General features: G+C 41.0%; 23 protein-coding genes. 4 read left to right on the top strand and 19 right to left on the bottom strand.

Annotated elements, in window-relative coordinates; genetic code table 11:
• Nucleotides 1-7: 7 nt before the first annotated feature.
• The 11 genes from G576_RS0102940 to pynA form a co-directional block, all read right to left on the bottom strand.
• Entirely contained in the window at nucleotides 8-1,012 is a 1,005-nt protein-coding gene (locus tag G576_RS0102940; RefSeq protein ID WP_027973313.1) for a 5-oxoprolinase subunit C family protein, read from the bottom strand.
• Nucleotides 1,002-1,742 (bottom strand): 5-oxoprolinase subunit PxpB, encoded by a 741-nt coding sequence (gene pxpB, locus G576_RS0102935; RefSeq protein WP_027973312.1) that lies wholly within the window; start codon nucleotides 1,740-1,742, stop codon nucleotides 1,002-1,004. The genes G576_RS0102940 and pxpB overlap by 11 nt, the downstream gene beginning before the upstream one ends.
• Nucleotides 1,743-1,763: 21 nt before the next feature.
• Nucleotides 1,764-2,960, bottom strand: a complete 1,197-nt coding sequence (locus G576_RS0102930) for an NRAMP family divalent metal transporter (protein WP_027973311.1) — start codon at nucleotides 2,958-2,960, stop codon at nucleotides 1,764-1,766.
• Nucleotides 2,961-3,221: 261 nt separating this feature from the next.
• Nucleotides 3,222-3,809 carry a uracil-DNA glycosylase family protein gene (locus G576_RS0102925; RefSeq protein ID WP_027973310.1) on the bottom strand — a complete coding sequence of 196 codons (588 nt, stop codon included), beginning with the start codon at nucleotides 3,807-3,809 and terminating at the stop codon, nucleotides 3,222-3,224.
• Nucleotides 3,810-3,844: 35 nt separating this feature from the next.
• A complete protein-coding gene (gene pepV / locus G576_RS0102920) occupies nucleotides 3,845-5,251 on the bottom strand; it encodes a dipeptidase PepV (RefSeq protein ID WP_027973309.1) in 1,407 nt (468 codons plus the stop codon).
• A complete protein-coding gene (locus G576_RS0102915) occupies nucleotides 5,235-5,669 on the bottom strand; it encodes an ACT domain-containing protein (RefSeq protein WP_027973308.1) in 435 nt (144 codons plus the stop codon). Before G576_RS0102915 ends, pepV begins: the two co-directional genes overlap by 17 nt.
• A complete protein-coding gene (locus G576_RS0102910; protein ID WP_027973307.1) occupies nucleotides 5,669-6,271 on the bottom strand; it encodes a nitroreductase family protein in 603 nt (200 codons plus the stop codon). Before G576_RS0102910 ends, G576_RS0102915 begins: the two co-directional genes overlap by 1 nt.
• Before the next feature lie 327 nt (nucleotides 6,272-6,598).
• The gene (gene uvrC / locus G576_RS0102905) at nucleotides 6,599-8,377 is read right to left on the bottom strand and encodes an excinuclease ABC subunit UvrC (RefSeq protein ID WP_027973306.1); all 1,779 of its coding nucleotides are present in this window, start codon (nucleotides 8,375-8,377) and stop codon (nucleotides 6,599-6,601) included.
• Nucleotides 8,378-8,416: 39 nt separating this feature from the next.
• Nucleotides 8,417-9,157 (bottom strand): alpha/beta fold hydrolase, encoded by a 741-nt coding sequence (locus G576_RS12955; RefSeq protein WP_051177966.1) that lies wholly within the window; start codon nucleotides 9,155-9,157, stop codon nucleotides 8,417-8,419.
• Between the two features lie 61 nt (nucleotides 9,158-9,218).
• The gene (locus tag G576_RS0102895; protein WP_027973305.1) at nucleotides 9,219-10,244 is read right to left on the bottom strand and encodes a YeiH family protein; all 1,026 of its coding nucleotides are present in this window, start codon (nucleotides 10,242-10,244) and stop codon (nucleotides 9,219-9,221) included.
• Nucleotides 10,245-10,289: 45 nt separating this feature from the next.
• A complete protein-coding gene (pynA, locus tag G576_RS0102890) occupies nucleotides 10,290-10,985 on the bottom strand; it encodes a pyrimidine 5'-nucleotidase PynA (RefSeq protein ID WP_027973304.1) in 696 nt (231 codons plus the stop codon).
• 217 nt (nucleotides 10,986-11,202) lie between these two features.
• Here pynA and G576_RS0102885 point away from each other — a divergent pair, with 217 nt between their 5' ends.
• The 3 genes from G576_RS0102885 to G576_RS0102875 all read left to right on the top strand — a co-directional run bounded on the left by G576_RS0102885 (nucleotide 11,203) and on the right by G576_RS0102875 (nucleotide 14,450).
• Complete coding sequence (locus G576_RS0102885) at nucleotides 11,203-13,365, top strand: ABC transporter substrate-binding protein/permease (RefSeq protein WP_027973303.1); 2,163 nt, start codon at nucleotides 11,203-11,205, stop codon at nucleotides 13,363-13,365.
• The gene (locus G576_RS0102880) at nucleotides 13,365-14,105 is read left to right on the top strand and encodes an amino acid ABC transporter ATP-binding protein (protein ID WP_027973302.1); all 741 of its coding nucleotides are present in this window, start codon (nucleotides 13,365-13,367) and stop codon (nucleotides 14,103-14,105) included. The genes G576_RS0102885 and G576_RS0102880 overlap by 1 nt, the downstream gene beginning before the upstream one ends.
• A gap of 153 nt (nucleotides 14,106-14,258) precedes the next feature.
• Nucleotides 14,259-14,450 carry a hypothetical protein gene (locus G576_RS0102875; protein ID WP_027973301.1) on the top strand — a complete coding sequence of 64 codons (192 nt, stop codon included), beginning with the start codon at nucleotides 14,259-14,261 and terminating at the stop codon, nucleotides 14,448-14,450.
• On the opposite strand, the gene recR is transcribed toward G576_RS0102875, so the two are convergent.
• From recR to G576_RS0102850, 4 genes are all read right to left on the bottom strand, one after another.
• Nucleotides 14,445-15,041: a recombination mediator RecR gene (recR, locus tag G576_RS0102870; RefSeq protein ID WP_027973300.1), complete on the bottom strand. Its 597-nt coding sequence runs from the start codon at nucleotides 15,039-15,041 to the stop codon at nucleotides 14,445-14,447. The genes G576_RS0102875 and recR overlap by 6 nt on opposite strands.
• A 13-nt stretch (nucleotides 15,042-15,054) precedes the next feature.
• Nucleotides 15,055-17,130, bottom strand: a complete 2,076-nt coding sequence (gene pbp2b, locus G576_RS0102865) for a penicillin-binding protein PBP2B (RefSeq protein WP_027973299.1) — start codon at nucleotides 17,128-17,130, stop codon at nucleotides 15,055-15,057.
• Nucleotides 17,131-17,209: 79 nt separating this feature from the next.
• Nucleotides 17,210-17,983: a formate/nitrite transporter family protein gene (locus tag G576_RS0102860; RefSeq protein WP_027973298.1), complete on the bottom strand. Its 774-nt coding sequence runs from the start codon at nucleotides 17,981-17,983 to the stop codon at nucleotides 17,210-17,212.
• Nucleotides 17,984-18,565: 582 nt separating this feature from the next.
• Entirely contained in the window at nucleotides 18,566-19,258 is a 693-nt protein-coding gene (locus G576_RS0102850) for a phosphoglycerate mutase (RefSeq protein ID WP_027973297.1), read from the bottom strand.
• Between the two features lie 250 nt (nucleotides 19,259-19,508).
• Between G576_RS0102850 and G576_RS0102845 the strand changes: the two genes are divergently transcribed.
• Complete coding sequence (locus G576_RS0102845) at nucleotides 19,509-20,444, top strand: dihydroorotate oxidase (RefSeq protein WP_027973296.1); 936 nt, start codon at nucleotides 19,509-19,511, stop codon at nucleotides 20,442-20,444.
• 192 nt (nucleotides 20,445-20,636) lie between these two features.
• Here the strand turns inward: G576_RS0102845 and G576_RS0102840 are convergent, their stop codons facing one another.
• The 4 genes from G576_RS0102840 to G576_RS0102825 form a co-directional block, all read right to left on the bottom strand.
• Nucleotides 20,637-21,482: a DNA/RNA non-specific endonuclease gene (locus tag G576_RS0102840; RefSeq protein ID WP_027973295.1), complete on the bottom strand. Its 846-nt coding sequence runs from the start codon at nucleotides 21,480-21,482 to the stop codon at nucleotides 20,637-20,639.
• Between the two features lie 39 nt (nucleotides 21,483-21,521).
• On the bottom strand, nucleotides 21,522-21,710 hold the full coding sequence (locus G576_RS0102835) for a DNA-directed RNA polymerase subunit beta (RefSeq protein WP_027973294.1): 189 nt from the start codon (nucleotides 21,708-21,710) through the stop codon (nucleotides 21,522-21,524).
• Nucleotide 21,711: 1 nt separating this feature from the next.
• On the bottom strand, nucleotides 21,712-22,983 hold the full coding sequence (murA, locus tag G576_RS0102830; RefSeq protein ID WP_027973293.1) for a UDP-N-acetylglucosamine 1-carboxyvinyltransferase: 1,272 nt from the start codon (nucleotides 22,981-22,983) through the stop codon (nucleotides 21,712-21,714).
• Between the two features lie 197 nt (nucleotides 22,984-23,180).
• Nucleotides 23,181-24,719, bottom strand: coding sequence for an ABC-F family ATP-binding cassette domain-containing protein (locus G576_RS0102825; RefSeq protein WP_027973292.1), 1,539 nt, complete (start codon nucleotides 24,717-24,719; stop codon nucleotides 23,181-23,183).
• Nucleotides 24,720-24,866 lie beyond the last annotated feature (147 nt).

Genomic DNA, 24,866 nt, shown 5'->3' with positions numbered 1-24,866 from the left:
TTACCTCCTATTGAAAAAGTTTTGAAATTCGTTTAGCAACCTGACGACGATCTAAAACTTCTAGACAAGGTTGGTGAATCAGTTGTTGCATTTTTCTCATTTCCTTAGTTTCTTTTTGGAGCAAAGCTTGCGCTTCTTCGACCGAAATAGCCTTAAAACGCACCTTATGATCTGTCTTGCGTTGAACTAGCTTTGGTAAATCCACAGAAATTACTGTAGCAATCTTGGCATAGCCTCCAGTTGTTTGTCTATCGGCTAATAGAATAATTGGCTTTCCATGAGCTGGAACTTGAACAGATCCAAAACTTGTTCCATCCGAAATAATATCTGCCTTATCCTTGTGGGCAATAAATGGTCCATCCAATCGACAACCCATACGATCAAAATCACTCGAAATTGTATAGGTTTCATTTAAAAATGTTTGAATCCCTTTTTTGCTAAAACGATGATCCTGAGGCCCTAGCACAACACGCAAAGTCACTTCTTCCTCGTCAAATTCATCAATATCCAAGGTACGTGACAGGAAGTAAGGAAGGTAGAGACGATTGATTCGAAAACCAATGAAATCACCTGCTTGTAGCTTCCTTCCTTTAAAACCACCCATACCGATTTTAATATTGGTCGAACGACTTCCCATAACAGAGGGCACCTGTAGGTAGCTTGAAAAGCTGATATAACCACGTGAACCCGTTCGCGCACCACCAAATGCTAAGACATCTCCCTTATGCATGTAAATTGCGGTGTACATAGGTGCAGGCTGACCATTAATTGTCGGCTGAAAGTCACCGCCAGTTATTGCAATAATCGTGGCACGAGTAAATTCTAGAGTTGGTCCGACTAGAGAAAATTCAAGCACAGCTTCGTTTTCAGGATTGTCAATTAGGAGATTTGCAATACGAAAAGATCTTACATCCATAACACCTGAAACCCCAAAGCCTTGACTTTGATAGCCATTACGCCCCATATCTTGAACCGTTGTCAAAATCCCTGGTTTTAAAATTCTAATTCCCATGCCTTACCTCCTCGCCCCTAATAACAGAAACTTCATAAGTTCCCTCTAGAACAGCCCTGTGAATTTCGGCATAACTTTCTTCATCGATTGCCTTAAAGCGAATATAATCTCCTGCTTCAAAAAGGATGGGTTGCTTGCGATTGGGGTCATATGTTTTAACGGGAGTTCGACCGATTAATTGCCACCCCCCCGGAGACGCTAGCGGGTAAATGCCTGTTTGGTTGCCACCGATACCAACACTACCTGCTTCAATTGACAATCTCGGTTCATCCAAACGTGGTGTATGAATGGCTTGATCAAGGCCACCTAGATAGGTAAACCCTGGTAAGAACCCTAACATGTAAATCAGATAATCACGTCCCGTATGTCGCTTGATAACCTCTTCCTCGCTAAGCCCAGCATTTTGAGCAACAAATGCTAAGTCTGGGCCATATGCTCCACCATAACAAACAGGTATTTCTAAAATACGTCGAAGTTCATCTTTGATAGAAACATCAATTGTTGCCAAAGCTTTTAGCCGCTTCCGCAATTTTTCATAAGTGATTACTCTAGGATCATAGGAAACCAAAAGCGAAGCAAAAGCTGGAATGACATCTAACACACCTTGTATCGGTTGCTCTTTTAAAAGTTGAAAAATGCCCTTAATCTGACGATTGATATCCTCACGAATGTCTTGCTCAAACTCAATCACAAGTGCCGAGTCACCCGCAATTCTAATCTCATAAGTCATATCAGACCTCCTTAGGTGTTATCAAGCAAATAATTGCCCAAGATTTTGCAACGATGAAATACCTAGGTAAGCTGTAATAAGAACAACTACGATACCCAAGATCAATAACCACTTAGGGTGCTTGTAATCAACTCCCATAATGCTTGTTTTTTGACTGGCGATGAGACAAATACCTAAAGTAAGTGGCAAAATCAACCCATTCAAGGCACCTGCAATTACCAAGAGATTTGCTGGCTGACCAACAAAGGCCATAATAACTGTCGAAATTAGGATAAATAGAATGGTTACTAACTTCTCATTTTTGGCTACTGTTGTACTTAAGGTTTTCAAAAATGTGACTGAAGTGTAAGCCGCTCCAACAATAGATGTTAATGCAGCTGATAAAAGCACTAATCCAAAGAAACGGTAGCCGATTTCACCCGCTCCTTGCTTGAAAGCATCAGCAGCTGGATTTGCAGCATCAAGAACAAGACCCGTTGATACTACACCTAAAACAGCTAAGAAAAGAAAGACACGAACAATTGTAGCGATAGAAATTCCCATAACAGAACTTTTTGTTACATGATCCAAATTCTCGCGACCAGTATATCCCGCATCAATAAGGCGATGCGCTCCGGCAAAAGTAATGTAACCACCCACGGTACCGCCGAGTAGAGTAAGAATGGCATTGAAGAGATTAGAAATTCCTGCAGACGGTATGATTGTTTCTTTTAGTGCTTCTCCATAAGGGGGATTGACTATTAAGATAACAATAAAGATGACAGCAATCATCAAACCACCTAATAGTTTAGTAAAGCGATCCATTGCCTGCATGGCATTTTTAAAAAGAAAAATCAAAATAGCTAGTCCGCCAGCAAGAAAATATCCAAGCCAAGTAGGAATTCCTAGAAGCGTATTAAAACCAAGTGCACCTCCTCCAACATTTCCAATGTTAAAGACCAAGCCTCCAAGGACAATCAAAATAGCCAGTACATAACCCAATCCAGGCAGAATTTTATTGGCGATGTCCTGTCCTCTAAGACCACTGACCGTTAATATGCGCCAAACATTTAATTGAACAATCAAAGCCAAAACGATGGAAGAAATAATGACAAAGCCAAAACTTCCACCAAAATCACCCGTAAACCGTGCCGTCTGGGTCAAAAAACCAGGTCCGATAGCAGATGTTGCCATGATAAACGCAGCTCCCAAAAGAGCACTTTTTTTGTTAGATGCCATAATATAATCCCCCTTTAAATTTGAGTGCTCTTATTATAGCGTAAAAAAATACATAAAGCAAGCGTTTTTATGTTTTAATGTTAGATTTTATGACATTATCATAGACTTTTATTTAGGCGTTTTATCAAAATTGAGATTTTTAGAGGACTTTTTATGATGTATGATTAGTCAATTTTCTAAATAATTTTTATGTTTTGCGAAGAATTGTATCATAACAAGAAAAGAAGGTCGCTAAGCTTGTATTAGGTCTGCTTCTTTCCGTCATATTTGACTTAAAATCTCACTAACCCTCTTTCGTAACTCTGGCAAAATTTCCTCCTTAAACCAAGGATTTTTAGCTTGCCAGATATTATTGCGGGGTGAGGGGTGCACAAGTGGAAAGTAGTCTGGTAAAAAATCTCGAAAATGCTTGACGTTGTCAGTCACTTTAACGGAAGATTTTTGCTTTAGGTAAAAATGCTGCGCATATGCTCCAATCAGGATAAAAAGCTCCGTTTTGGGCATCAGTCGTAAAATATCAGGGTGCCACTTTTGAGCAAAACCTGCCCGAGGTGGCAAGTCTCCATTCCTAGCTTTTCCCGGATAGTAAAAATCCATAGGAACAACTGCAATCAAGCCAGAATGATAAAAAGTCTCCCGATTTATGCCCAACCACTCCCTGAGATTGTCCCCTGATGGGTCATTGAAATAAATCCCTGTCTCCTGCGCGCGTACCCCCGGCGCCTGACCAATGATGACAATTCTTGCGGTCTCTGGTGCTGCAACGAGTGGCTTAATACCAACTTGGGTAAAGCCAACATTTTCGGAATCAGCCATTATGGCTGAGATAATCTCATCTAATGTTTTCATTTTTCTCAAAAAGACAGGTTGCCCTGCCTTAATTTTTATTTAATAAGTTCATAAATAGCTTCAGCATAGATTGCTGCTGCGCGGTAGAGGTCTTCCACATCTGCAAACTCATTGGCTTGGTGCATGGTGTCTGTATAACCTGGGAACATAGCGCCAAAGGCAACACCACGTTTGAGGAGACGACCAAAGGTTCCACCGCCGATGATTTGTTCAAAACCTTTAAGACCAGTTTGTTTTTCGTAAACAGATAAGAGGGTTGACACCAATTCATCTTCCATCGGTGTGTAATGTGGCACATGTCCATGAGCCGCAAGAGTCACTTCCTTAACTCCTTCAATAGTTTCAAGAACTGATTTGATGTTTTCTTTGTCAGTACCTTGTGGATAACGGAAGTTTAATGCAATGGTGTTATCGTCTGATTTTTCATCAAACTTGAAGACACCAGCATTCATAGTCAGTTGCCCCATCTTTTCATCCGTATAAGCTACACCAGTTTTTTCAGCATAATGGTCTGTATGAATGATGTTACCTGCGACGTGAAGATAATCCTTGGCAGCACCTTCAAAAGCAAATTGGCTCAAGAAATTTGCCAAGTAAGTCACACCATTGATACCAGCTTCTGGATGAGCACCGTGAGCAGATTTACCGATAAGAACAAGGGTGAAACGGCCTGCTTCTTCTGTAAGAGTAGCTGTCAGACCATTTTCTTTCGTAAAAGTGGTAACCTTTTCTTGCAATTCTTGTGAAGAAAGCGGTGCTGAAAAGACAGCCGTTCCAGATTCTGGAACCATGTTTTCACGAAGACCACCCGTCAGACTATGAAGAACATAGTCGCCTTGGTTTTGACCTGCAAAATGTAAGTACTCTGTGATATTACCCTTTTCGCCATTGATGATTGGAAATTCTGCATCTGGAGAAAATCCGAAGTCAGGATCTTTGAGACCATTGTGCTCAAAATAGTAATCCATGTCAGCCCAACCTGATTCTTCATCAGTACCAACAATAAAACGAACTTTTTTAGACACTGGCAAACCAAGTTCCTTGATAATCTTAAGACCATAGTAACAAGCCATAGTTGGACCTTTGTCATCCGATGACCCGCGCGCATAGAGTTTGCCATCTTTGATGACTGGCTCGTAAGGATTGGTATCCCAGCCACTACCTGCTGGCACAACGTCCAAGTGTGCAAAAATGCCCAGAACTTCATCTCCCTCACCGTATTCAAAATCACCAGCGTAGTTATCGATATTACGCGTCTTGTAGCCATCGCGCTCTGCTATTTCCAAAAACTTCTCAAGGGCTTTGACAGGACCAGGACCAAATGGATGCTCCTTATCAGCTTTTGAATCATCACGCTCTGAATTGATTTTCAAAAGGCTGAAAAGGTCAGCCATCATATCATCGCGACGTTTTTCCACTTCTGCTTTAAAATCTATAGTCATTTTTCTCTAAACTCTCTTTCTGTGCTACTTCTTGTAATCCTTTTAATGTTCTCATCGCCAAGTCCGCTTTATCATATGGCACTAAGATATGATCATGGTAATTTCCAGCTACCACATTGCAACTTAAACCAACTTCTCCTAATGCGCTTGCAAAAGCGGCTGTTAAACCCACCGCAGCCAAATCAGAGTGAACATTTAGCGTAATCCAAGCTGATCTAAACTGAGCCTCTAAGCCATAGGTGTGTGCAATTTTTTCCGTGACAAGAACTGACAAACCTTCCTCTTCCTTAATACTTGCCTCAATCAAGTCAAAAGGAAGTTGTGACGAGGTAGTCAAGGTCGCAAACACAAAAACCTCTTCTTTTAAAACAGGCTCCATGCTCGCCAAAAGCTGATTTAAATCTTTGATGGCTGCCATTACCTTACCTCCATAATGTCATCTACAGGTAAACGATAGCTTGGCTCTGGTTTTTCATCAGTATAACCAACCGTAATCAATAACTCTGGACGAAAACGGTCATCAATCCCAAGTACGGCATTAGCTTTGCTTTTATCAAACCCAAGAATAATATTGGCTCCAATTTTTTGATCGGTCAAAGCCATAACCAAATTGTGAGCCACAATTCCAGCATTGAGAGCTAGGTAGTCGGACTTCTGCTGGTCTGTAAATTGCGCAAATTGTGATGGCAGATTTTCTATATAGTAGCTGATCAGGTCATCCGATAGACTTTTTACACCAATACGGGCTATCTTTCGAGCTCGCTTAATCAAATCTGTATCCGTAAAAAGGGCAATGGTAAATTGTGATGATAAAACCTGATCTCTATTTCCACCGCGTGCAATCTCAGCCAGCTCAGCTTTTTTCTCCTTAACCACAACAAATTTCCAAGGCTGGATATTATGGGCAGATGGGGCTAAAGTCGCGATTTCAATAGCTGTGCGAACATCTTTCACATCAACCGGCTGAGTGTTGAAAGACTTAATCGCATGACGCTTTTTGTTCAATTCTAGAAATTTCATAAACTTTCTCTTTTCTATTGTTCTACCTGATATTTTACCACATTTCAGGCTATTGGGAAATGGCGGAGCGACAACTTTTCTCTGTTTACATCACAATAAAGAATAGCAAACCAGATAGGATGAGTGAGCAAATCACATATGTCCACCAACCTAAGCTATTCTCTAGATTAACTGTTAGACCCACGCCAACTTTTCGAGGAATAAATAGCGGCTCGGTCCAGCTTATCTTTGAAAGAGGGGTGAGTAAGATATTGCTAATCATAAAAATCACTAAAACAAGTAAAATAACAATCATGGCAAATTTATTCACAATAAAGCCTCGACTTTCTAATCTTTCTTATTTAACTTCTCAAGTACAGCCTCAGCCACTTTTTCCGGTATGCCCAGTTCACGTAAATCTTCCACCGTCGCCTTTTGGATAGCCGAAATAGACTTGAAGTGTTTGAGCAGAGCCTGCTTACGCTTTGGTCCAAGCCCTTCGATGCCGTCCAATTTTGATGAAAAACTATTTTTACTTCTGACTTGGCGGTGAAAGGTGATGGCAAAGCGGTGCACCTCATCTTGGATGCGGTGGAGGAGGAAAAATTCTTGAGAATTTCTTGGTAGGTCAATCACTTGCAAAGGCTCACCAAAAAGTAACTCATGGGTTTGGTGTCTGTCATTTTTTTGAAGCCCAGCTACTGGAACATCCAGATTAAGCTCATTTTTAAGAACATCCTTAGCAACATTGACCTGACCCTGCCCACCGTCAATAATGATAAGGTCAGGCAGTACAAGACCATCTCGTTTGACCCTGCCATAACGACGTCTAATGACCTCCCGCATGCTGGCATAGTCGTCAGGACCCTGAACAGTCTTAATCTTGTACTTACGGTATTCTTTTTTTGCAGGTTTCCCATTTTCAAAAACAACCATAGCAGAGACCGGACTGGTTCCCATGATATTGGAGTTGTCAAAAGCCTCGATGCGAACTGGACTTGAAATTCCCATAAGCTGCCCCAGATTTTCAACGGCTACTTTGGTTTTAATCAAATCCTTTTCCACTAGACTAAATTTTTGTTCAAGGCTGACGCGGGCATTCTTAGTCGCCAAATTAACCAACTGCTTCTTCTCACCTTTTTGCGGTTTTGTCACCTTAGCTGTCACGAGAGCTTCCACAGACTCTTGATCAATATCAGATGGGATAAAAATCTCACGTGGCATGAGGTGACTGCTGTCGCGATAAAATTGACCTAGGTAAGTTAAAAAATCTTCCTCAGGTTCGTTATAATATGGGAAAAGATTGACATCACGCTGAATCAGCTTACCTTGACGAACAAAGAAAACCTGAACACACATCCAGCCTTTATCCACATGGTATCCGAAAATATCCCTGTCCTGCATGTCCTGATTCATGACGCGCTGTTTGGTGCGGAGCGTCCCTACTGCTTCAATCAGGTCTCGGTATTCGGCTGCGCGTTCAAATTCCATCTGCTCTGCCATTGCCATCATTTTCGCCCTTAGATCATTGACTATCTTGTCATCTTGACCATTGAGAAAATTTTTGACATCATCAACTAAACCATCCCAGTATGCTTTATCGGTCTTGCAGATGGTATGGGCATGACATTGGCCGATGTGATAGTAAAAACAAACCTTATTAGCAGGATTTTTACACTTTTTAAAGGGAAAAATACGGTCCAGCAGTTTTTTAATCTCATTGGCAGCACCACTGTCAGGATAGGGGCCAAAGTAAAGGCCATCATTTTTTTTGACCTGACGCGTGATAAGTAGGCGCGGATACATCTCTTTTGTAATTTTGATAAAAGGATAGGATTTGTCATCCTTAAGTCTGATGTTATACTTGGGAAGATTTTCCTGAATCAGGTTAATCTCCAAAAGCAGAGCCTCAATGTTAGACTCCGTCACAATGAACTCAAAATCCTCAATCTCAGACACCAAGAGTTCGGTCTTGGTGTCGTGGCTTCCACGGAAATAACTGCGGACGCGATTTTTCAGATTTTTGGCCTTACCAACATAAATAATGGTGCCATTTTTATCCTTATGAAGGTAACAACCAGGGCTATCTGGCAACAACTCCAACTTGTATTTAATCGTATCATTCATGTTTTCATTATAACAAAAAAGGAGGGACTTGCCCTCATTCTAGTCACAAAATTGTGCAACTGCTGTCGCAATCTCACTGGCTTTTTCGAGATAAAATTGATGGTCGCTGTCAGAAATGACAATACTTCTGACAACTTTATTTTCAACCTTTTCAAATTGGGATTGTTTGAAGGTCAGAAAATCAGCTGGACTATCAGATAAAAGCACAAGTGTTGGCACAGCAAAATGTGGTTCCCTAATGACAAAAAGACAGTCTCGTCTAATCGCTAAAAGATTAAGAATGGTTTCTTCGGTCAATTTCAGATGGTAGGCGTCAGCCTTTTTCTCATAAGCATAACGAGTCGCTAACGCTAAGTCTTCATCCCAAAAAGATGTCATCTCAGCCTCTTGGCTCAGTTTTTTCTCCAAATCCTTAAGACTCTCAGATCTCAGGTAATTTTGAGCATCAGCCAACTCTTGCTCAAGCGAAAAGTCATCAAAAGTCATAAAACCTCCATCAAGAAGAATGAGACGGGTGACATAGCGAGATTGCTGAGACAAGTAAGCTGCGAAGTCTGCCCCCAGAGAAAAACCCATGAGGAGAAAATCTTCCTTAGGTGTATTGGCTTCGAACCAGATTTTTAAATCATCAAGACTTTCAATCTTCTGCGCCAGATTATCTGGATGACCTGGCAAGGGGAGGTAAATCAAACGGTATCCCTCTACTGCCAAAGCTGATGTTAAACGTTGTGCATAATAGCGATTACTTCCAAGTCCGTCTAAAAAGTAGATTGATTTCATTTTATTCTCCAAAAGATACTAAATGCGTTTACAAAAAAACACCTTCAATACCTTTTTCTCATCACCAAGTTCCCATCAAAGCCTGCATCATCAAGCTCATAACAGTAATAGAAAACCAACATGCCGCTCCAAGTCCTATCGCTTGCCCGCCAGTTTTTAACAATTTAACTGGATTGGTGTTCAGTCCAATAGCGCTCATGGCCATGACGATAAAAAATTTTGATAGCCATTTTAATTGATCAAAAATAATTGTATTATTTCCAAGATTGCTCATCAGAGTTGTCAAAAGCGAAGCAAGTAAAAAATAGAGTAAAAAAGTTGGAAAAGCGCGTTTCAAGCTAAATGCCGTCTGAACTGCTCTGCCATTTTTCGAATCCTTATACCCTTTATAAAGAGATAAACCAAGGGTGATAGGAATAATAGCTAGAGTTCTTGTGAGTTTGACGATTGTGGCGCCATCAAGAGTATTACTTTGATGAACCGCATCCCATGCCGTTGCTGTCGCAGTCACCGAGGAAGTATCATTGACTGCCGTCCCAGCAAAAAGGGCAAATCCTTGATTAGATAGACCAATCATGTCTCCCAATGTCGGAAAAATAAGGGCAGCCAAAATATTGAAAAGAAAAATAACCGAAATCGCCTTTGCTACTTCATCATCTCTGGCATCAATGACTGGTGCTGTAGCTGCAATGGCAGAGCCGCCACAAATGGATGAACCCACACCAACTAAAGTTGCTGTATGGGCATCTAATCGCAAATATTTTTGTAAAAAATAGGCGACTAGGAGAGAGGTGGTAATGGTGCTAAAAATAATAGGGAGAGATTTCAACCCTACCTGCATGACCTGAGAAAGATTGAGCCCAAACCCTAATAGCACCACTGCTATTTGAAGAATATATTTCGATGTGAAAGCAATTCCGTCCGCTGTGCGATCACGTTTCTGATGTACGAGAGCTAACAACATGCCTATAAAAATGGCAAAAACAGGTGCTCCAATCAAGGGCAACTGTTGTCCTAAAAACCAGGCTGGCACTGCAATGAGGAAACATAATGAGAAGCCAGGTATTTTTTTCTGAATAGATAACACGATAAATCCCTCTTTCTATCATAATCATAGATGCAAATAGTCACATTATAGTGCTTCTTCTAAAAGTTTCAAAAGTCCATCATAGCTATTAATTTCATAAGTCGGAATAGCAGAGCTGGTATTTTCTTTGCCAGCTGGATTGTACCAAACAGTGTCAAGCCCTGCATTATTGCCACCTTGTATATCAGCTGTCAAGCTATCTCCAATCATAAGCACCGCTTTTTTCTCAAAACCATCAATTTGGCTAGCCATCCAATCAAAGAAGGCTATATCTGGTTTTTGTGTTCCTGCCTGCTCCGAAATAAAAATTCTTTCAAAAAAATCTGCAAGATTCGAATGTGATAGACGTCCTTGCTGAATATAGGTGATACCATTTGTAGCACCAAAAAGACGATATCCCTGATTTTGTAACTCCTCAAGAAGTTCGCGCGCGCCCTCAAAAGTCTGCCCCTGTTGGCTGAGAAAGTCCTGGTAACGATTGGCAAAGAACTGTCCATCAACTTCTTGACCAAAGTGGGAAAAAAGCAGAGCAAAGCGACTCGAAACCAGCTCTTTCTTCGTCAACTTATTTTGCTCCAAGTCACGCCAAAGCTGGGCATTCATAGGAACATAGTAGTCCTTATAGCTTTGAACATCAGCGACATTAGCTTCCTGCAACAACTCAGTCAAAGCAAGGTCCTCAGCTTTATCAAAATCCAGAAGCGTATGGTCAAGGTCGAATAGTAGAAATTTGTAAGACACAGCAGAAAATTTTCCCTTCTATAACAAGAATTAAGCATCAATTACCGTTTCATTATACCATAAAAAGATGGGCTATATATCAACACTATATTATAAAAACCGGAGTAATCCCCTTTAGTTTATGTTACATTTTCTCACATAGTGCGCTCAAAAAATTTGCATTTCTCATTCCTTTTTGATACAATAGTAGCTAATTTTATAAAAAGGAGTTCTCTGTATGATAAAAAAAATCCAGTTGCTTGTGGCAACTTTTCTATCATCTTTCCTTATCTTAGGTGGCACACAGACTTTAGCTGACACTATCGATGTCGTCTCAGACACTGCTTACGCTCCCTTTGAATTTAAGGATTCTGACCAAATTTATAAAGGTATTGATGTTGATATTATCACTGAAGTTGCTAAACGATCCGGTTGGGATCTTAATATGACTTACCCTGGCTTCGATGCTGCTGTCAATGCCGTTCAAGCGGGACAAGCTGATGCCTTGATGGCAGGAACAACTATCACTGAAGCCCGTAAAAAAGTCTTTACCTTCTCAGACCCTTATTACGACACGAAAATCGTGGTGTACACTCGTTCTGACCAAAAGGTATCTTCTTATGAAGAACTTTCTGGAAAGGAAGTTGGCGTCAAAAATGGTACAGCAGCACAAACTTTTCTTGAAAAAAATAAAGACAAGTATGGCTTCACAATCAAAACTTTCGATACCAGCGACTTAATGAATAATAGCCTCGACACTGGCTCTATCTTTGCTGCCATGGACGACCAACCAGTGGTTGAGTATGCTATCAAGCAAGGCAAGAGCTACGCTATCAATATTGCTGGAGAATCTATTGGTTCTTTCGGTTTCTCGGTCAAAAAAGGCTCAGATTATGAATATCTAGTTGACGATTTCAACAAAACCTTAGCCGACATGAAAAAAGACGGCACTTACGATGCTATTATGGCAAAATGGTTGGGGATTGACTCCTCTAAATTATCCTCAACTGGCGATGCTTCTGCCAAAGCTACTCCTGTCAAAACAACCTACAAAATTGTAGCAGATTCGTCATTCGCCCCATTCGAGTTTCAAGATGATACTGGAAACTACGTCGGTATTGACATGGAGTTAATCAAGACAATCGCTGAGCAGCAAGGATTTTCTATCGATATTTCAAATCCTGGTTTCGATGCCGCTCTCAATGCCGTTCAGGCAGGACAAGCTGACGCTGTTATCGCTGGCATGTCCATAACAGATGCACGTAAAAAAATCTTTGATTTCTCAGACCCTTACTACACTTCTAACATCCTTCTGGCAGTCAAAAAAGGCTCAGCTATTAAAGATTATGCTGACCTAACAGGAAAAACCGTTGGAGCTAAAAATGGAACGGCTTCTTATAGCTTTTTGGAAGAACACGCTAACCAGTACGGTTATAGCCTAAAAGCCTTTGACGAAGCCTCAAGTATGTATGACAGTTTGAACTCAGGTTCTATCGACGCCCTTATGGACGACGAAGCTGTACTCAAATACGCTATCCAACAAGGCCGTAACTTTGAAACTCCAATTCCTGGTGAAAAATCTGGCGAATACGGATTTGCTGTAAAAGCTGGGACAAACCCAGAATTGATTGAAATGTTCAATAATGGACTTGCTGCCTTAAAAGCATCTGGTGACTACGACAAAATCATTGACAAATACCTCGGAACACCGGACTCTGCAAATACCGTTGATGAAACAACCATTTCAGGTCTTCTGTCAAATAACTATAAACAACTCTTATCTGGTCTTTGGACCACGCTTAGCTTGACCCTTATTTCCTTTGCTATCGCAACTCTTATCGGTATCCTCTTTGGTATGATGGCTGTTAGCCCAAGCAAAGCCCTCCGCACCATTGCTAGCATCTTTGTTGACGTGGTTCGTGGAATTCCACTCATGATAGTAGCAGCCTTTATTTTCTGGGGCATTCCAAATCTCATTCAAAATATCACTGGCCAGCAATCACCTATCAATGACTTTGTTGCGGCCACTATTGCGCTTTCGTTAAATGGCGGAGCTTATATTGCTGAAATCGTTCGTGGCGGTATTGAAGCTGTTGATATCGGACAAATGGAAGCCAGCCGAAGCCTTGGTGTTCCATACAAAACAACCATGCGCAAAGTTATCCTGCCTCAAGCAGTCAAACTCATGCTCCCTAACTTTATCAATCAGTTTGTTATCTCACTTAAAGATACAACCATCGTTTCAGCAATCGGGCTTATCGAACTCTTCCAAACAGGGAAGATTATCATTGCACGTAACTACCAATCTTTCCGTATGTATGCGATTTTAGCTGTGATGTATCTGGTGATTATCACCCTACTCACTCGCTTAGCAAAACGTCTAGAAAAGAGGACTAACTAATGGCTGAATTAAAAATTGATGTACAAGATTTGCACAAATACTATGGCAAAAATGAAGTTCTTAAAGGTATTGATGCCAAATTCTACGAAGGGGACGTGGTCTGCATCATCGGACCTTCTGGTTCAGGTAAATCAACCTTCCTTCGCACCCTCAATCTGCTTGAGACCATCACTTCAGGTAAGGTAGTAGTTGACGGCTTTGAACTTTCTGATCCAAAAACGAACCTAGACCGTGCCCGCGAAAACATCGGTATGGTATTCCAGCACTTCAACCTCTTCCCACACATGACTGTGCTTGAAAACATTACCTTTGCTCCTGTTGAGCTAGGCAAACAAACTAAGTCAGAAGCTGAAAAATTGGGAATGGAACTCTTGGAAAAAGTAGGGTTGGCCGATAAGGCTCATGCTATGCCAACTAGCTTATCTGGTGGACAAAAGCAACGTGTAGCAATCGCCCGCTCTCTAGCTATGAACCCAGACATCATGCTCTTTGACGAACCTACTTCTGCCCTTGACCCAGAGATGGTTGGAGATGTTCTAAACGTTATGAAAGATTTGGCAGAGCAAGGTATGACCATGCTGATTGTCACCCACGAGATGGGCTTTGCTCGCAAAGTAGCCAACCGTGTCATCTTTACTGATGGAGGGCAATTTCTTGAAGATGGCACACCCGAAGAAATTTTTGACCATCCCAAACACCCTCGTTTGATTGAGTTTTTGGACAAGGTTTTGAATGTTTAAAATACACAAAAAGGCTAGGACTTTTGTCTTAGCCTTTTAACATGATTGCAGATAGGCGCTTGGCACCGTAGCTGTTTTGATGTTCTCATTCCTTGCTAGGCAATGGATTGGTTCCTTCCTAATCAGCTGTGTGGAGGTGGGAGTTCAGAAGATATGGGAGAGCTTTTAAAGCAGTGGATGTATGCTGGCTACCGTCAACTCACATCATTCGACTTCTCTGGGGATAGACTGCTTCAAGTTGAACACCTGAAAATGGGAAAGTGGTACAAAATCGGCATTCGTGCCGATTTTGTACCACTTTCTTTTTATATCGCAAAAGCAAGAATTGTCCTGATTTCATTATAATTCAGTACGATTTTCAATTGCTCGTAAAAGAGTAACTTCGTCAGCATACTCAATGTCTGAGCCAACTGCTAAACCACGAGCCAAACGCGTAACTTTGATACCCGCTGGCTTGAGGACACGGGAAATATACATAGAAGTCGCCTCGCCATCAGCCGTAGCACTGGTCGCGATAATCACCTCTGTCACCTCGCCGTCCATCAATCGTGTAATCAAACTTTTCAGATTAATATCATCTGGACTAACTCCATTCATTGGAGAAATAAGACCATGTAAAACATGGTATTTCCCACGATACTCTTGAATTTTTTCCATCGCCGACACATCCTTTGATTCTTCAACAACAAGTAGTAGAGAAGAATCCCTAGTCTCATCACGGCAAATGCTACAAGGATTATCATCCGTCAAATTACCACAAATGCTACAATAAGTTAAATCACGCTTAGCAGATAATAAATTTTTTGCAAAGTCATTGACGTCTTCATCGCTCATGCCAATGGTGTAAAACGCAAGCCTTGTCGCTGTCTTAATACCGATACCAGGTAACTTTGAAAAACTATCAATCAGCTTTGCTATTGGTGTTGGATAAAGCACTAAAAAACCTCTCTTAATTCATAGGATATAAACTATGGTACAAATTGATGATATCTCGCGTCATCAAGTGGCTTGCCTTGCTATTGAAATTGGTTTCATGCGGTAACACAACTGCCACTGCAATTTGCGGGTTGTCGCTTGGCGCATAGGCAACAACATTCATATTAGTCGTATAGATAGACTGACCTGATTTATTGGTCACAAAAGACTCAGCAGTACCTGTCTTGGCAGAAATAGAAACAGCTGCGCCTTCACCAATCGTTCGTCCCGTTGCGTAACCTGAATCACTATTGACTACATCGTAAAAGCCTTGCTGGATAATACCCATCTCCTCAGATGAAATATTAACAGTGTTTAAGGTCTTAGTTGCCTTTTCATCAATCATTTGGCCTAGATTGCCAGACTCATCTGTATTATAGACACCTTGGACTAAATGTGGTGCGACACGTTTGCCACCGTTTGCCACCGTTGCAGCATACTGAGCTAGTTGCATAGTGGTGTAGTTATCAAACTGTCCAAAAGATTCCGTCAAAAGCGATGCAGAATCGAATTTTTTTGGGATAAAACCAGTTGATTCACCAGGAATATCAAGACCTGTGGCAGCCCCCAGACCAAATTCAGCATAGGTGGCACGCAATTTGGCCATAGCTGATTCCATACCATCTACCGCTAAAAACATTCCTGGACTGTATTCCTGCCCCATCAACTTCATAGCAATCTGAACCATGTAAGTATTTGAGGAATATTCTAAGGCTTGAGTTGCAGTGATTGGCAAACTTCCTTGTGTAAACCAAGATTTAATTGGGTTTGAACCTGCAAGCTGAATAGCTTGGTCATTCAGTACTTGGTTTCCCCAAATGACACCATTCTCATATCCAGAAGCAATCGTTGCCCCCTTAACTACAGATCCAGGAGTAAATACCATAGTCATGGTTCCTAAGGCATTTTTCTCAATCTCCCCAGTTTCTGTATCATGGGATAGCCCTGCCATAGCTAGAACAGCACCAGTATTTGGATTAAGAGCTACAGCATAAGCTCCTTCAGAAAGTTCTACATTACCCTCAGCCTTTTCAGCACTAAAATACTGATTGAGAATCTTCTCTACACCTTCTTGGAATCCCAAGTCAATCGTCAATTTGAGATTCTTTCCCTTGCTACCAGCTTGTGTTTCGTCATCAGCAATGACAGCGCCTTTTTTGTCAACAGTTATCTGACGAACCTGCGATTGCCCCCTCAGCACATCTTCATAGGCCTTTTCTAGGTAGCTGGTACCAACACGGTCGTTCAAAGAGTAACCTTTTGCAAGGTAGTCTTTGACTTCTTCAGCTGGAAGCCCTGCTTTTTCACTTGAAACTTTTCCGATAATTGGAGAAAGCGAGCTTGCAATAGTCTGCCGTTCCCAATCCGAACGGACTGAGATACCCGTTAAGTCCTTATTGGAGGAAATAAGAGCAATTTGCTCTGCGGTCAAATCTGCTGTCTTCAAAGAAGTTGTTCCAAAAGTTGGCGTAGCATTCATCTGACTGAAAATATAAGCTACTTTCAATTCCTCATCTGAGAAATCTATTTGTTTATCCGTTACTGCTGCGATGGCATTGGCATAAATATCGCTCTCTGCTAGACGATTGCCAAACTTGTCATATTTTTTGTCATCATCCAAGGCTTCGACGACCGCTTGATAATTAGTGCTGTCAGCTAGATAATAATCTTTTTTCTCTCTAGTCGTCACACTCGTTTCTGTATAAGAGACAATGGCCGACAACTCCCAAGCAATCTGCTTCATTTCCTCTGCTGTGGCAAAATTGCTACGTGTAAAGGAAACAACCTCCTTGATATTATTATCAACTAAAAGGGTCCCCTTGGCATCATAAATCTTACCACGGGGACTTGAATTTTTAACCGTGTAACTGGTTGTTGCCGTCAGTTTTTCCATGTAAAAATCCTTATCCAGCAACTGCATCTGTGCTAATCGTAGCAACAAGAGGACAAAGAGTAAGACAATAATAGCAAAAATTAAATTGATACGGCTAGACATTTGATACCCTAGCCGTTTTTGTCGCTGCAAATTCTTTCTATTTCTACTTGCCATTTGACCCTCTCTTTGAAAAACTATGTCTCTTATTTTATCATAAATAAATCAAAAAAACTTGCCAAAATAACAGCAAGTTTTAACTTTTTCTAATGTTTTTTTCATAGACCAAAAAATAGAAGAGAGAGACAAAAACTGCTCCACCAACAATATTTCCAGCATAAACAAAGACAAAGTTTTGAAGAAATTCAAGCCAAGTGGCTCCGCCCTCAAAGATTGCTGCTGGAATAACAAAGGCGTTTGCTACACTGTGCTGGAAACCAATGGCTACAAAGGTCATCACAGGAAACCAAGTTCCCATAATTTTTCCTGCTCCGTCCTTAGCACCATAGCAGAGCCATAATGACAAACCAACAAACCAGTTACAACCAATACCAGAGACAAAAGCTTGTGCAGGTGTGGCTACTAATTTAGCTTGCGCAACTGTCAAAGTTTCTTCAAGATAGTGACCTGAGCTAGTTAAACCGACAAAATGACCAAAGAAATAAGCTACAAAAATCGCACCGATGACATTAAAAAGAGTAACCACAGCCCAATTTTTAAGTAAATCAGTCAAAGTAATTTTCTTAGCAAAAAAACTAGCTGCTACTGCCATCATATTTCCCGTAATCAGCTCACCACCAGCCAGCAAAATCACAATCAATCCTATAGGAAAAGCTGCAGCACCAATTACCGAAGCAAAATGCCCTAACGTTTCCATTCCACTCGCAGTAATTCGTATGTATAAAAGATAACCAAGACTAATCATAGCTCCACCGATGAAGGCTAAAATAGCCTTTTGCATAAAGTTTTTTTCAATCTTATGCTCTCCAGTGTGAATAGCAATCTCTAAAATTTCATCTGGCGAATACATCAACTTCTCCTAATAGTAGGCTCAAGGGAATGCTTGGCTTTCCAAATTCTTTTTCAAAAATTTTTAAAAAGCATCCCATACCTGTTTTTATTATTTCTCCTCATTATTATAACAAGATACCTCGAGATTGCAAGCTTTTTCACAAAGAAAAAATGAGAAAAACGCAAAAAGAACCTGAGCAAAGTCTGCTAACATTAGATTAATCATCTAAAGTATCCGAAGGACTATTCACAGTTTAACTATCGGAGCCTAAGCTAAGATTATTTTTCTCTATTAAATAGCTGTTCGCCAATAAGGTTTTCTAATGTGAAAGCAGTGGCAAGTCTCCATAAAACATTTAAGCAAACATCAGAAAAGCAAGATTAAGCATTATAGGGCTCGTTAAAAAGTTTTTTAATCTAAGTGAATCGACAATATTATCAAATAGTAGATTCTTGACATTGTTTACCATCGTCATAATGACCTCTTTTCTCTTTCTTTGGCATAAAAAAGAACCTATTACTCAAATACGAATAGTAGGTCCTTTAGATTAATGATGTTAAAGCAAGGTCAAATGTTTTCACTAATTAACCTTGGTACTTCTTACGCTTCTAAGTAGTACTCTTTAACGATGTTCAATTTTTCATCAAGTTCGAAAACAAGTGGTGGGAAGTTTGGAATTTCCACGTCCATGATTTCATCATCTGACAATTGTTTGATGTGCTTTACAAGGGCACGGATTGAGTTACCATGTGCACCTACGAACACATTTTTACCGTCTTTCAATGCTGGAGCAATTTTATCTTCCCAGAATGGAAGGGCGCGCTCAAGCGTAACTTTTAAGTTTTCAGCATCTGGAATAACTGAATCATCAAGGTGAGCATAACGACGGTCAGTATGTGCTGAATGCTCGTGATCTTTAGCCATCATTGGTGGCAAAACGTCGTATGAACGGCGCCAGATGTGAACTTGATCATCACCAAACTCAGCAGCAGCTTCTGCCTTATTCAAGCCAGTCAAACCACCGTAGTGACGTTCGTTCAAACGCCATGATTTTTCAACTGGAACCCAAAGTTGGTCTGCAGCTTCAAGCGCAAGGTTAGTCGTTTTGATAGCACGTTTCAAAACTGATGTGAAAGCAAGGTCAAATTCGATACCAGCTTCTTTGATCAATTTACCAGCGTCGATTGCTTGTTGTGTTCCTTTATCTGACAAATCAACGTCAGCCCAACCAGTGAAAAGGTTAGCTTTGTTCCATTCTGACTCACCGTGGCGAGCGAAAACCAATTTTACCATTAGTGTTCTCCTTTTTAATTGTGGTTTAAAACCACTTACTCTTATTATTTTACCCAAAAAATATAAAAAAAGCTAGTCTAAGAACGTTTATTTGTGAAAAAATTACCAATAATTGATAAATAGCAATTTTTTAAGATGATCGTCCAGCTTTTTCAACCTAAAAGCGAACATTAACTCTTAATCCTTCTTAAAAACTTGCAAATCCTCTCATCCGATGATAAAATAGAAAAAATTTCTTGAGGAGACAGAGATGGTTTCAACTGCAACAAAAATCGGGAACTTTACTTTTGACAACTGCTTAATGAATGCTGCTGGCGTTTATTGCATGACAAGGGAAGAATTGGCGGAGGTTGAGGCTTCTGAGTCAGGTTCATTTGTCACAAAAACAGGAACTTTAGAAGCTCGACCTGGCAATCCTGAACCCCGCTATGTCGATGTTCCACTAGGCTCTATCAATTCCATGGGGCTACCAAATAATGGTTTGGAGTATTATCTTGATTATGTCATCGAACTGCAAAATCAACCCAATACAAAAAATCATTTTCTTTCCCTGGTCGGTCTATCGCCTGAAGAAACTCATATCATTCTCAAAAAAGTACAGGCATCTGATTACCAGGGCTTGGTTGAACTTAATCTGTCTTGTCCAAATGTTCCTGGAAAACCTCAGATTGCCTATGATTTTGAGACTACCACAGAAATTTTGACAGAAGTCTTCAGCTATTTTACCAAACCACTCGGGGTTAAACTTCCTCCTTACTTTGATATTGTTCACTTTGACCAAGCTGCCGCAGTTTTCAATCAATTTCCTCTGACTTTTGTCAACTGCGTTAATTCTATTGGAAATGGTCTTCTCATTGATGACGAGACCGTTCTCATCAAACCTAAAAATGGTTTTGGAGGCATTGGCGGTGACTACATTAAACCAACTGCTCTTGCCAACGTTCACGCTTTCTACCAGCGCCTTAAGCCAGAAATAAAAATTATCGGCACCGGTGGTGTAAAAAACGGTCGCGATGCCTTTGAACACATCCTCTGTGGTGCTTCTATGGTTCAGATTGGTACAGCACTTCAAAAAGAGGGCGTCAGCATTTTTGCCCGCATCACAAAAGAACTCAAAGATATTATGGCTGAGAAAGGCTATGAGACACTAGAAGATTTTCGTGGAAAATTAAAGTATATTGACTGATTAGAAAAAGCCCTTCTTATGAAAGGCTTTTTATGTTGTAGACAAACTCTATTTTGTCACTTCCTTAGGCATGCCAGAAGTCAGCAACTTATTGAAAGAATCCTATGGCTGAGTTTTGAGCCTAATCCCCCAAACTTCTGAAAGGTTGGGCAGTAACCTAGATTTAAACAAGATTGAGATAGCCACATGATTTTACCCATCCACGGAAATTTTTCCTGAATAATAATCAATGTGTAATCCTTCTTGAACGTTCGGGATAAAGACATTAAATTCCAATTCACCATCAGAAGACTTGGCTTCCAAATGAGTTCCTGAAGCTAGAATATTATTTCCATCATAAATCAAGGTCACACGATAGCGAACACGTTTGTTGTTGTCGAGTGCCTTACGAACCATTTTTTCGTAGTAGTTCTGACCTGTTGAATTCTCCAAATCAGCTTGATTTGACCAAGCTGTTTGAACAGCAATATTTTCAGGATTACTGGTTGAGGCATCAAAACCAGGTAAGCCTCCTACCAAAGCATAACCAATCAAATGTCCTCGGTCGATAGCATGATCATACTCACCAGGCAAATCATGAAGTTGATGCCAACCTGCAGGTCGATAGGAGCCCCCGCCAGAACCTGTCTGTTCACGGTTTTTGTATTGGCGAGTACTCTTAGCTAGTAGAGCATTACCATTGATAGGAACCAACTTTCCCTGCACTCGCTTGGTCTGATTAGTTGCATAAGGGAGACTGGACACATCTGCATTGAGATTTGTTTTATTATCATTGATGATAAAAGCTCCTGCTCCGTTCCATTCCAAAGTGCCTAGTTGCTTCTTCACCTCGCTTGATAAAACGGATTCAGCTAGAGCTTGAGATGGTGTTCCTTCTGCTGGAATAATTTGTCTGCTACTAGTCTGACTAGTCTGTTCTGAAAAGGCAGTTCCGAGCTGCTCGAAAAATCCTGAGGAATTTCCACCTGCGATTCCAATAACTATGGTCACCAACAGAGCTAATAATGAAATTCCCGCTTTTTGTTGTTTTTTATTCATATGTTAAAGAGAGCTTAGTCAGGTTACCCAACTAAGCTGTTAATTCCCCATAAATTTACTGATAATGCTCTGCCATTTTTCAGGAGAGAGAATCGAGAAAGGCTTGGCACCATCTCCAAAGAAACCGTAGCCTAAAACCAATCCCAATCCAAAGAAAATAGCACAAAGCAGAAGAATGATGGCGATGAGCAGAAATTGCTTACCAATGTATTTCCAACCAATATCCATCTTAAGCTCCTTTTACGCGTCTAATCTTTGCACCTAAGGCTGCTAATTTTTCATGGAACTGATAATAGCCTCGATCTAAGTGCGTTAGCTTTCCGACTGTCGTGGTACCTTCTGCTACCATTCCTGTCAAAATTAGTGCCGCGCTGGCACGAAGGTCCGTCGACATAACCTGAGCACCTTGAAGAGCCTCCCCACCATGAATGATGGCAGTGTCACGCATAATTTCAGAGTGAAGTCCCATGCGACGCATCTCCTCCAGATGCTGGAAACGATTTTCAAAGACAGTTTCAATCATCGTTGATTCGCCCTTAACTACTGCCATCAGAGCAGTCATTTGTGCCTGCATATCGGTTGGAAATCCAGGGTGAGGCATGGTTTTAATAGTCACTGGCTTGAGCTTAGTAACATCTGACTGGACACGAACACCGTCTGCTTCATCCGTTACTTGGACACCCATTTCTTTGAGTTTTGAGATGAGAGGTCGATTATGTTCCCAGACAGCATCTTTAATCAAGACATCACCAGAAGTCATGGCTGCTGCTACCATAAAGGTTCCAGCTTCAATACGATCCTGAACCACATCATGTTCAGCCCCATGCATTTTATCAACACCATCGATAGTTAGCGTCTCCGTCCCTGCTCCTTTGACTTTTGCCCCCATTTTATTCAATAGCAGGGCGAGGTCAACAATTTCAGGTTCACGCGCAGCATTTTCAATAACAGTGCGACCTTGGGCCAGGGTAGCGGCCATCATCAAGTTTTGAGTAGCCCCAACACTTGGGAAGTCCAGATAAATGTGAGCGCCTTGAAGTTTTTCGGCAACGGCTGTGATGTCACCGCCTGCTTGACGAATCTGGGCCCCCATTGCTTCCAAGCCTTTGAGATGAAGATCTATAGGACGGCTTCCGATGGTACAGCCGCCTGGCATGGACACCTTAGCATGACCACAGCGCGCCAAAATTGGTCCCAAGACAACGATGGAAGCACGCATTTGGCTGACATATTCATATGGAGCCGCATCCAAAATCCAACCTGTCGCATCAACTGTCACTCGGTTTGCTGCTTCTTCAAAATCAACATCAATGTCTAACCCACGAACGACATTATTCATGGTATAGACGTCTGATAGAATTGGCACATTGTTAAGGACGGTCTTACCCTCCTTAGCCAAAATTGTAGCGGCAAGAAGAGGCAAGACAGCATTCTTAGCTCCTTCAATCCTTACCTCACCTTGCAGGCGTGTCTTTCCGCCTTCGACAATAATTTTATCCATATTTTATGATTTTGAAGACTCCTTTCCTGATAAAAAGAGCCCTCTTACTCAGTTAATAACTTTAACTGAAATTTCCTTTCTTTTATAAAAGCTATCTTTGACTGATAGCTAAGTCAATATCTGCATTATACCATAAAATAGAGGCAGAGAAAACAAATCACTACCTGCCTCATTTCTGTAAAAAGCAAGGCTTTTTCCTAAATCATCTCATTGAAATCCCAAACCTGAGTCCAACCTTCGTAAAATTCTGGTTCATGGCAGACCATAAGAATGGTGCCTTTGTAGGCTTGGAGAGCACGTTTGAGTTCCTTTTTTGCATCAACATCTAAGTGGTTGGTTGGCTCATCAAGAACCAAGACATTGTTTTCACGATTCATCAAAAGGCAGAAGCGAACTTTAGCCTGCTCACCACCAGAAAGCACTTGGATTTGGCTTTCGATATGTTTGGATGTTAGTCCACAACGCGCCAATGCTGCGCGGACTTCAGCTTGGTTGAGAGCTGGAAAGGCATCCCAAACAGCCTCAAGAGGTGTTTGTCGTGACCCTACTACTTCTTGCTCAAAATAACCAATTTCAAGGAAATCACCACGTTCTACTTTACCTTCAAGAGCTTTGATTTCACCAAGCAAGCTTTTCAAAAGCGTGGTTTTACCGATACCATTGGCCCCTACAATAGCAACTTTTTGGTTACGTTCAAGTGTTAAATTTAAGGGAGCTTTAGTCAGTGGACGGTCATACCCGATTACTAAATCTGTCGTTTGGAAAATAAAGCGACCTGGCGTGCGCGACTCCTTAAAGTCAAAGGTTGGTTTTGGTTTTTCAGCCTGAAGCTCAATAATATCCATCTTATCCAGCTTTTTCTGACGAGACATAGCCATATTTCGAGTAGCAACTCGGGCTTTGTTGCGGTTCACAAAGTCTTGAAGATTTGCAATTTCTTTCTGCTGGCGTTCATATGCTGCCTCCAGCTGTGCTTTTTTCATAGCAAAAACAGACTGGAAATTATCGTAATCTCCAGCATAACGCACCAAATCAAGGTTTTCAACATGGTAAACGATGTTAATCACGTCATTAAGGAATGGAATATCATGAGAAATCAAAACAAAGGCATTCTCATATTCTTGTAGGTACCGTTTGAGCCAAGCAATATGCTCGGCATCTAAATGGTTGGTCGGCTCATCTAGCAGAAGAATATCTGGCTTCTCAAGAAGAAGCTTTGCCAGAAGAACCTTGGTACGCTGACCTCCAGAAAGCTCCGTCACATCAGAATCCATACCAAAATCCATAACTCCGAGTGCACGCGCTACTTCATCAATTTTTGCATCTAAAACATAGAAATCACGAGATTCCAGACGGTCTTGGAGTTCTCCCACTTCTTCCATCAAAGCATCAATATCTGCCCCATCTTCAGCCATAGACATATAGATGTCATTGATACGAGCTTCTGTCTTAAAGAGCTCGTCAAAAGCGGTGCGAAGAACATCACGAACCGTCATGCCTTTTTCAAGGACAGCATGCTGATCAAGATAACCTACAGTTACATATTTAGACCATTCTACCTTTCCTTCGTCAGGTTGTAAGGATCCTGTTACAATAGACATAAAAGTTGATTTTCCTTCACCATTGGCACCAACAAGACCAATATGCTCCCCTTTTAAAAGGCGAAAAGAGACATTTTCAAAAATTGCACGGTCACCAAATCCGTGACTGAGATTTTTAACTTCTAAAATTGACATAATTTAAAATATAAAGGGCTAAGTCAAGAAAGTAACTAGTCTGGTCTACGCGAATTTTCCACTTTTTAGACCTAATTCCTAGCCCGTTTTCATTTCCTTTCAAACATAGAGAAAAGCCGTTTTAACGGCTCTTCTATTACTTCTATT

It is taken from the genome of Streptococcus porci DSM 23759, from assembly GCF_000423765.1.
Taxonomy (GTDB): Bacteria; Bacillota; Bacilli; order Lactobacillales; family Streptococcaceae; genus Streptococcus; species Streptococcus porci.
Note: the sequence above shows the minus strand (reverse complement) of the source record. Positions and strands in the feature narration are given on the sequence as shown.